This is a genomic window from Mesorhizobium sp. WSM3873 (assembly GCF_001672445.1).
Lineage (GTDB): Bacteria > Pseudomonadota > Alphaproteobacteria > Rhizobiales > Rhizobiaceae > Mesorhizobium.
In genome coordinates this window covers 101897-110726 of sequence record NZ_LYTM01000017.1, presented here as the reverse complement: position 1 = coordinate 110726, position 8830 = coordinate 101897, and the positions used below count along the sequence as shown (strand labels likewise).

At 64.4% G+C, this 8830-nt stretch carries 7 protein-coding genes; 3 read left to right on the top strand and 4 right to left on the bottom strand.

What is annotated here, in order from left to right:
• Positions 1–583, bottom strand: a 583-nt coding sequence (locus tag A9K71_RS14370) for a LysR family transcriptional regulator (protein ID WP_156752663.1), incomplete at its 3' end; no start/stop codon positions are given.
• A gap of 54 nt (positions 584–637) precedes the next feature.
• On the bottom strand, positions 638–784 hold the full coding sequence (locus A9K71_RS31485; protein WP_156751064.1) for a hypothetical protein: 147 nt from the start codon (positions 782–784) through the stop codon (positions 638–640).
• Positions 785–861: 77 nt separating this feature from the next.
• Between A9K71_RS31485 and A9K71_RS14365 the strand changes: the two genes are divergently transcribed.
• From A9K71_RS14365 to A9K71_RS14355, 3 genes are read left to right on the top strand one after another with little or no spacing between them, the layout of a single operon-like run.
• A complete protein-coding gene (locus tag A9K71_RS14365) occupies positions 862–3792 on the top strand; it encodes a molybdopterin oxidoreductase family protein (protein WP_066996468.1) in 2931 nt (976 codons plus the stop codon).
• Positions 3789–4523, top strand: coding sequence for a 4Fe-4S dicluster domain-containing protein (locus A9K71_RS14360; protein ID WP_066996465.1), 735 nt, complete (start codon positions 3789–3791; stop codon positions 4521–4523). Before A9K71_RS14365 ends, A9K71_RS14360 begins: the two co-directional genes overlap by 4 nt.
• 13 nt (positions 4524–4536) lie before the next feature.
• The gene (locus A9K71_RS14355) at positions 4537–5472 is read left to right on the top strand and encodes a DmsC/YnfH family molybdoenzyme membrane anchor subunit (protein WP_066996463.1); all 936 of its coding nucleotides are present in this window, start codon (positions 4537–4539) and stop codon (positions 5470–5472) included.
• A gap of 7 nt (positions 5473–5479) precedes the next feature.
• Here A9K71_RS14355 and pdeM read toward each other — a convergent pair whose 3' ends face one another.
• Both pdeM and A9K71_RS14345 read right to left on the bottom strand, forming a co-directional pair.
• Entirely contained in the window at positions 5480–6196 is a 717-nt protein-coding gene (gene pdeM, locus A9K71_RS14350) for a ligase-associated DNA damage response endonuclease PdeM (protein WP_066996460.1), read from the bottom strand.
• A gap of 16 nt (positions 6197–6212) precedes the next feature.
• The gene (locus A9K71_RS14345; protein WP_066996457.1) at positions 6213–8744 is read right to left on the bottom strand and encodes a ligase-associated DNA damage response DEXH box helicase; all 2532 of its coding nucleotides are present in this window, start codon (positions 8742–8744) and stop codon (positions 6213–6215) included.
• Positions 8745–8830: the final 86 nt, after the last annotated feature.

Here is an 8830-nt window from a genome sequence, read left to right as displayed (position 1 = left end):
CCCTGATGATCCAGCGCAACGACCTGACGTCGAGGTTTCCCGCCGGCGTCATCGGAAGCTCGGGATGTGAGCCCGCCACGACCAGCATGGGGCGATCCTCATCGACCGTGGCGCGCCGCAATATGTCGGACTCGGTGCGACCTTCGACCAGCCCGAAATCGGCCCGGCCGTCCAGCACATTGGTTTCCACTTGCCGCGTGTTGCCGATGGTGACGCTCAGGCGCACCGCCGGATAGGCCTCGTGGAAGGACGCCAGGCGCCTCGGCAGCCAGTAGCTGGCGATGGTCTGACTGGCCGATATCGACAGGCTGCCGGTGATGGTCTGGGAAACATGCTCCAGCACGTTGTGGGCAGCCGCTGCCCGTTCCAGAACAGCCTTGGCTTCGGGCAGGAAGCGGTGGCCGGTCTGCGCGAGCTCGATGTTGCGGCCGACCCGGTTGAACAGCCGCACGCCATGATGGCTTTCAAGCGCGCGGATGGCGGCAGAGGCGGCCGATTGCGAGATGCCGAGCAGGTCGGCCGCCTTGGTCATGTGGCCATGCTCGGCGACGGCGACGAAGATGCGAAGCTGATCGAGGGTCATGGCCAACTAAGAAGCAAAATCGATCGGAATTACAAGAGCGGCTTGTTAGACAGATCAATCGCTTTGTTCTAACTTTTTACCCGAGCTTGGAAAAAATTGGCCGTTCTGCCGCCAAGGTTGGAAATGATCGGGCGCTTCAAATCCCTTTTCGCGCATTGGAGCCGCCAGCTGAAGCGGCAGTTCGCCGGCGACCGCTACCATCCTGAGCTGCATTATATGCGCGGGCCCGGCCCGAAGACCAAGGCCAAGATGGCAAGCGGCAAGAGCGTTCGCGGATCATGAGCCTAGCTGACCCACGCGGCGCAAACTCCGCGCCCTCGCAGCGGCCGCTGGCCGACAGCCAGGCGCCTGACGAAGGCGACGGCGTCGAGACCTCGCCGAGCGTGTCCGACCGCATCGCCAAGACCACCTGCTACATGTGCGCCTGCCGCTGCGGCATCGACGTCCACATCAAGGACGGCAAGGTGCGCTATATCAACGGCAACAGGGACCACCCGGTGAACCGGGGCGTGATCTGCGGCAAGGGCAGCGCCGGCATCATGCAGCATTACAGCCCGGCGCGGCTGAGGAAGCCGCTGCTGCGCACAGGGCCTCGCGGCTCCGGCGAGTTTCGCGAGATCGAATGGGACGAAGCGCTCACCATCGCCACCGAGCGCCTGTCGGCGATCCGCTGCGCCGATCCGAGAAAGCTTGCCTTTTTCACCGGGCGCGACCAGTCGCAGTCGCTGACCGGCTGGTGGGCGAGCCAGTTCGGTACGCCCAACTTCGCCGCCCATGGCGGCTTCTGCTCGGTAAACATGGCGGCCGGTGGGCTCTACACGATCGGCGGCTCGTTCTGGGAGTTCGGCGAGCCCGACTGGGACAACACGAAATACTTCATGCTGTTCGGCGTCGCCGAGGATCACGATTCGAATCCAATCAAGATCGGCCTCGGCAAGCTCAAGGCGCGCGCCGCCAAGGTGGTGTCGATCAATCCTTGCCGCACTGGCTACAACGCAATCGCCGATGACTGGATCGGCATACGACCCGGCACTGACGGACTGTTCGTGCTGGCGCTCGTCCATGAGTTGCTCAAGTCGGGCCGCGTCGATCTCGACTATCTGCTGCGCTACACCAACGCGCCGGTGCTTGTCGTGCAGGAGCCCGGTTCCGCCGACGATGGATTGTTCATGCGCGATGGCGACGGCAACCTGTTGGCTTGGGACAGGGGGGCGAAGGCGCCCGTCAATGCCGCCGATCCGGATGCCAAACCAGCACTGACCGGCAGCTACACGGTCAATGGCCGCCGCTGCGCACCGGTATTTCAGCTGATCGCCGACCGATACCTGCACGAAAGCCATTCGCCGGAGGCGGTGGCGGAGCGCTGCGGGGTCGGCGCCGACACCATCCGACGGATCGCGGCGGAGCTGGCGCATATCGCCTTCGAGCAGGCGATCGAGCTGCCGGTCGCCTGGACCGATTGGGCCGGCCGCCGGCACGAGACGATGAAGGGCCGGCCGGTGTCGATGCATGCCATGCGCGGCATCTCGGCCCATTCCAACGGCTTTCATACTTGCCGCGCCATCCACCTGCTGCAGGTTCTGCTCGGCACGGTGGACGTGCCCGGCGGCTTCCGCTTCAAGCCGCCCTATCCGCGTTGCGCGCCGCCGGGGCCAAAGCCCGCAGGCAAGAACGTCCGCCCGATGACGCCGCTGGAGGGCATGCCGCTCGGCTTCGTCTCAGGGCCCGACGATCTGCTCGTCGACGAGGTCGGCACACCGATCCGCATCGACAAGGCCTATTCCTGGGAGGCGCCCTTGGCCGCCCACGGCCTGATGCACAGCGTCATCCGCAATGCCTGGGCCGGCGATCCTTATCCGATCGACACGCTGATGATGTATATGTCGAACATGGCCTGGAACTCCTCGATGAATACCGTCGAGACGGTTCGTATGCTCACCGACAAGGACGAGGCGGGCGACTACAAGATCCCCTTCATCATTTATTCCGACGCCTATTATTCCGAGACGGTGCCGTTCGCCGACCTGGTGCTGCCCGACACGACCTATCTCGAGCGGCACGACTGCATCAGCCTGCTCGACCGGCCGATCAGCCATGCCGACGGGCCGGGCGATGCCATCCGTCACCCGGTGGTGCAGCCGGACCGGGATGTCCGGCCGTTCCAGTCGGTGCTGATCGAGCTCGGCGCGCGGCTCGGCCTGCCCGGCTTTGTCAACGAAGGCGGTTCGGCGAAATACCGCGACTATGCCGACTACATCGTCAACCACGAGCGCACGCCCGGCATCGGCCCGCTTGCCGGCTGGCGCGGTAAGAACGGCGACGCGATCGGCAAGGGCGAGGTGAACCCGGACCAGTTGCAGCGCTACATCGACAATGGCGGTTTCTGGCACCACGGGTTCGCCGACGACCAGCGCTATTACAAGATGGGCAACCGCGCCTATCTCGACTTTGCCGTGCAGATGGGATTCATCTCCAAGGCCGATCCGATCATCTTTCAGCTCTATTCGGAGCCGATGCAGCGCTTTCGCCTCGCCGCGCGCGGTCATGGCAAGGTGCAGCCGCCGGAGGCCGAGCGCGACCGGATCGAAGCCTATATGGACCCGCTGCCGTTCTGGTACGCGCCCTTCGAGGACGACGCCGTCGATCTCCAGAAATATCCGCTGCATGCGCTGACGCAGCGGCCGATGCACATGTACCATTCCTGGGGCTCGCAGAATGCGTGGCTGAGACAAATCACCAGCCAGAACCGGCTGTTCGTGCACCGGGAGACGGCAGCGAGGCTTGGGCTGGCCGACGACGACTGGGTGTGGATCGAAAGCGTCAACGGCCGCGTGAAGGGGCAGATCAAGCTGATCGACGGCGTCAACCCGGACACGGTCTGGACCTGGAACGCGATCGGCAAGCGGCGCGGCAGCTGGGGCCTGAAGGACGACGCCGCAGAGAGCAATCGCGGCTTCCTGCTCAATCACATCATCGGCGACCAGACCGCAGCCACCGTCAAGGGCAAGCGCTATTCGAACTCCGACCCCGTCACCGGACAGGCAGCATGGTTCGACGTACGCGTGCGTATCGCCAAATGCGCCGCGGAAGAGGCCGGCTTCACCGAGCCGCAATTCGAGCGCTTGCGGCAGCCGCCAAATTTCGAGCCGTCACCGGATGTGCTTCGCTTCGGCGATGGATTCCGCATAAAAAGGGAAGCCGCCGAATGACCTGCCTTCCCGCCCAAACCGAGAAGAAGCTCGGCCTCGTCATCGACCTCGACACCTGCGTCGGCTGCCAGGCCTGCGTCACCGCTTGCAAGGAATGGAACACCGGCGGACACATGGCACCGCTGACCGACATCGAGCCGTATGGCGGGCGTGTCGACGGCGTCTGGTTCAACCGCGTGCACAGCTATGAGCACACGACCGAACAAGGCGGCCGCACGGTGAACTTCCCGCGCTCCTGCCTGCATTGCGAGCAGCCAGCCTGCGTCACCGTCTGTCCGACCGGCGCCTCCTACAAGCGCGCCTCCGACGGCATCGTGCTGGTCGACGAGGACAAGTGCATCGGCTGCAAGCTGTGCAGCTGGGCCTGTCCCTATGGCGCGCGCGAATTCGATACGGATGTCGGCGTGATGAAGAAATGCACGCTGTGCGTCGACCGCATCTACAACGACAATCTGGCGACAGAGGACCGCGTGCCGGCCTGCGTCGCCGCCTGCCCGACCAGCGCCCGGCATTTCGGCGATCTGGGCGATCCCGCCTCGGCAATCTCGCAACTGGTTGAAGAGCGTGGCGGCGTCGAGCTGATGCCCGAGCTTGGCTACAAGCCGACCAACAAATACCTTCCCCCGCGAGCCCGCACCGAGCGCGCGGCGAAGGTGGACGCGCCGGTGCTGGAACCGATCCGGGCCGACGGAGGCTTCCTCGGCTGGATCGATCGCATGCTTTCGAACTGAAATTCGCGCAGCCATGCATCCCGCCTATTCCGTCGTCTTCTTCACCACCGCCACCGGGGCCGGTTATGGCCTGCTGGCGCTGCTCGGCGTCCTTGGCGGGCTGGGATTCATCGCGCCCGAGTTGTGGCTCGGGCTGGTCGGCATGGCGCTTTCGCTTGGCTTGATCGCGGCCGGCCTGCTCTCCTCGACCGGCCATCTCGGCCGTCCTGAACGCGCCTGGCGCGCCTTCTCGCAATGGCGAAGCTCCTGGCTGTCGCGCGAAGGGATCGCCTCGGTCGCGACCTTCATCCCGGCCGGGCTGTTCGGCATTGGCTGGGTGCTGATGGGCAAAAGCGGCGGTTGGGTGGCCATCGTTGGCCTGCTGGCTGCCGCCGGCGCCGTCGTGACGGTCTGTATGACCGGAATGATCTATGCCTCGCTGAAGCCGATCGCGCAGTGGCACAGCCGATATACTTTGCCGGCTTATCTTATCTTCTCGGCAATGACGGGTGGCTTGCTGCTCAACGGCCTGCTGCGAAGCTTCGGCGCCGGATCAACCGCGGTTTTGGCCGGCGCGCTGCTTGCCACTCTCGCCGGGTGGGGCTGGAAGCTTGCGACCTGGCACTACAACGACAAGCTGGAAATCCCGACCACGGCCAACACGGCGACCGGCCTGGCCGGCGGCACGGTGCGGTCCATCGAATGGCCGCACACCGAAGAAAACTACCTGCTCAAGGAGATGGGTTTTCGCATTGCGCGCAAACATAGCGCGAAGCTGAGGCGCATCACGCAGGTGCTGGCCTTCGCCGTGCCGGCCATCTTGCTCGTGATCGCCTTAGCCTTGCCACGGCCTTTCGCAGCAGCCGCATCACTGCTTGCAGCGCTCTTTCAGTTCGCGGGCATGCTGGTCGAACGCTGGCTGTTCTTCGCCGAGGCGAAGCACACCGTCACGCTCTATTACGGCAGATGAAGCCGCCTCAGCCCGGCCGCAGCATCGAGCCGGAAATGGCAAAGGTGCGCTCTGCACCCAGCATGTAGGCAACAAGCGTTTCCAGGCGGAACAGTCCGGCATAGGCGCGGTCGAGCACGTTGAGCGAGCCGGTATAGGCGCCGAAGGCCGGCATGATCATGCGGCCGCCGTCACCGGCGAAGCAGCGCCGCCTGACCGAGCGGCCGCGCTGGACGATGCGGGCGCAGGGATGCAGATGGCCGGCGATCTCGCCTTCCACCCGCAGCTTGGATGGCTCATGGCGGAAGACAAGCGAACCGATCGCGAGTTCCCTCACCGTCTCGCCAGGCAGGTCGGCGGGAGCATCCGGATCATGATTGCCGGCAACCCAGAACCAGTCGCGGCCGGCCATCATCGCCTCCAGCCGCTCGCGGAAGCTTAGATGCATGCGCTCGGCGCCGCCGCCGTCGTGGAAGGAGTCGCCAAGGCTGACGACGATCCGCGGACCGTAGTCGGCGATCACAGCCTGCAGCCGCAGCAAGGTCGCACCTGTATCATAAGGCGGGATCAGCGCGCCGCGCCTGGCGAAGGACGAGCCCTTTTCGAGATGCAGGTCGGAGACCGCAAGCAGCCGCAGATCGGGGAAATAGAGCACGCCGCGCCGGTCGCAAACCGCTCGTTCGCCAGCGATGCCGACGAAGTCGGCCTCGGCGACCAGCGTTGCGCGCGACAGCGAAAAATTCATCCCCTCTTGCCTTCTCTCAGTCGGCCATCTCCGGCCCCATGGCCTCTTCAACGAGGGTGGCGGCATCCATCAACAGCGTTTCATCCGCCTCGCCATGCACCGGCATCTTGCCGATTTCGAGCATGATCGGCACGGCTAGCGGCGATATCTGTTCCAGGTCCTTATGCACGATTCGACCGCGGATGCGCGAGAGCATCTCGGCAAGTCTGCTGACATCGAGCAATCCGGTCGCTGCATCGGAACGCGTCGCCTGGAGCAGGATGTGGTCGGGCTCGTGGCTGCGCAGCACATCATAAATCAGGTCTGTCGAGACGGTGACCTGGCGGCCGCTTTTCTCCTTGCCGGGATGACGTTTCTCGATCAGTCCGGAAATCAGCGCGCAGTTGCGGAAGGTGCGCTTGAGCAGCCAGCTGTCGGCAAACCATGCCTCGAGATCGTCACCGAGCATGTCCTGATCGAAGAGCGCAGCCAGCGATGGTTTTTTGTTTTTGAACATCCAGCCCATGTCGGCCAGCGACCAAATCGCCAACGCATAGTCGGTGGCAACGAAGCCGACCGGTTTGGCGCCCGCTCGATCCAGGCGGCGCGTCAGCAGCATGCCCAGCGTCTGATGCGCGAGCCTGCCTTCGAACGGATAGGCTACGAGATAGTGCCGGTTTCCGCGTGGAAAGGTCTCGATCAGCAGATCGTCCCGTTTCGGCAGGACGGATTTATCCGCCTGAAACCGCAGCCAATCGGCCACCTGCTCGGGCAGCTTCTTCCAGCGCTGCGGATCGTCGAGCATGGCGCGCACCTGCTCGGCGAGATAAGTCGAAAGCGGGAATTTGCCGCCGCCGTAGTAGGGCACCTTTGCTTCACTTCCGGGAGCATTCGACACGAAGCACTCATTGTCGCGGATACCCTCGAAGCGCAGAACCCTTCCGGCGAACATGAAAGTGTCGCCATAGGTCAAGGTCTCGAGAAACGCTTCCTCGATCTTTCCCAAGACTCTGCCGCCGCGCGAGGCCGCGCCCTTGCTTCCAGCTTGGACGTAACGAACGTTGAGGGCCGGCACTTCGATGATGGTCCCGACATTGAGCCGGTACTGTTGCGCCACGCGGGGATTGGATACTCGCCACAAGCCTTCCTTGGTTTGGCGAATGCGGGCGTAGCGCTCGTAGTTTCTCAGCGCGTATCCGCCGGTGGCGACGAAGTCGATGACCCGGTCGAATGTCGGGCGGTCTAGGCTGACATAGGGCGCAGCCGTCCTCACCTCGTCAAACAGCGCGTCGGCGTGGAACGGGGCACCGCAGGCGCAGCCGAGCACATGCTGCGCCAGCACGTCGAGCCCGCCATTGACTAGAGGCGGCGTGTCCTGCGCGCCGAGATAGTTGGCGTCGAGCGCGGCACGGCATTCGAGCACCTCAAACCGGTTGGCCGGGATCAGGATGGCCTTCGATGGCTCATCCATGCGGTGGTTGGCGCGGCCGATGCGCTGCGCCAGGCGGCTTGCCCCCTTCGGCGCGCCGACATGCACGACCAGATCGACATCGCCCCAATCGATGCCCAGGTCCAATGTCGAGGTAGCGACGATAGCGCGCAAGGCGTTTTCGCCCATCGCCTTCTCGACCCGCCGCCGCTGGGCGACGTCGAGCGAGCCGTGATGCAAGGCGATCGGCAACGTGTCTTCGTTGACGCGCCACAGCTCCTGAAACAGCAGCTCGGCCTGGCTGCGCGTGTTGACAAAGAGCAGCGTCGTCTTGTGCCGCTTGACCTCGCGATAGATCTCCGGAGTGGCGTAGCGGGCGGAATGGCCAGCCCATGGCACCCGCTCTTCGGAATCGAGAATGGAGATGTCGGGCTTGGCGCCGCCTGTCACGACGATTAACTCGGACATGGCCTCAGGGGAAGCCTGGCTGACCAGCCAGCGCCGCAACTCATCCGGCTCGGCGACCGTAGCCGACAGGCCGATGGTCTGCAGCTCAGGGACAAACGCGCGCAGCCGCGCCAGGCCTAGCGCCAAAAGATGCCCGCGCTTCGAGGTGACGAGCGAATGCAATTCGTCGAGGACGACATAACGCAAATCCTCGAAGAAGCGCCTGGCGTCGGCGGAGGCAATCAGAAGAGCGAGCTGTTCGGGCGTGGTGAGCAGGATGTCGGGCGGTGCGAGCTTTTGCCGCTGGCGCTTGTGCGAGGGAGTGTCGCCGGTACGGGTCTCGATGGTCACCGGCAGTCCGATCTCCTCGACCGGCTTGCCGAGATTGCGCTCGATGTCGACGGCCAGCGCCTTGAGCGGCGAGATGTAGAGCGTGTGGATGCCACGATGCGCCCCACCAGGCTTGCGCCGCGGACGTTTGGCGAGCTCGGTCAGCGAGGGCAGGAATCCGGCCAGCGTCTTGCCGGCGCCGGTCGGCGCGATCAGTAGCGCCGATTGACCGGCTTGAGCCTTCGCCAGCAGTTCGAGCTGGTGGGCGCGCGGCGACCAGCCTTTTGCAGCGAACCATTTTACGAACGGCTCGGCGAGAAGGACGGCGACATTCTGTTCGGCAAGGCGCGGCTGCTCTGTCACCCGCAAAGAGGTAGCGCGCTGGCAAGCGATCGCCAAGGAAAATCGGAACAAAAGGGGATCATTCTTCCCCTCTCCCCGTGTGGGAG

Coding starts and splice junctions, on each gene's coding strand:
- A9K71_RS14355 (WP_066996463.1), top strand. CDS start 4,537: ATGCATCCCGCCTATTCCGTCGTCTTCTTCACCACCGCCACCGGGGCC.
- A9K71_RS31485 (WP_156751064.1), bottom strand. CDS start 784: ATGGTAGCGGTCGCCGGCGAACTGCCGCTTCAGCTGGCGGCTCCAATG.
- pdeM (WP_066996460.1), bottom strand. CDS start 6,196: ATGAATTTTTCGCTGTCGCGCGCAACGCTGGTCGCCGAGGCCGACTTC.
- A9K71_RS14360 (WP_066996465.1), top strand. CDS start 3,789: ATGACCTGCCTTCCCGCCCAAACCGAGAAGAAGCTCGGCCTCGTCATC.
- A9K71_RS14365 (WP_066996468.1), top strand. CDS start 862: ATGAGCCTAGCTGACCCACGCGGCGCAAACTCCGCGCCCTCGCAGCGG.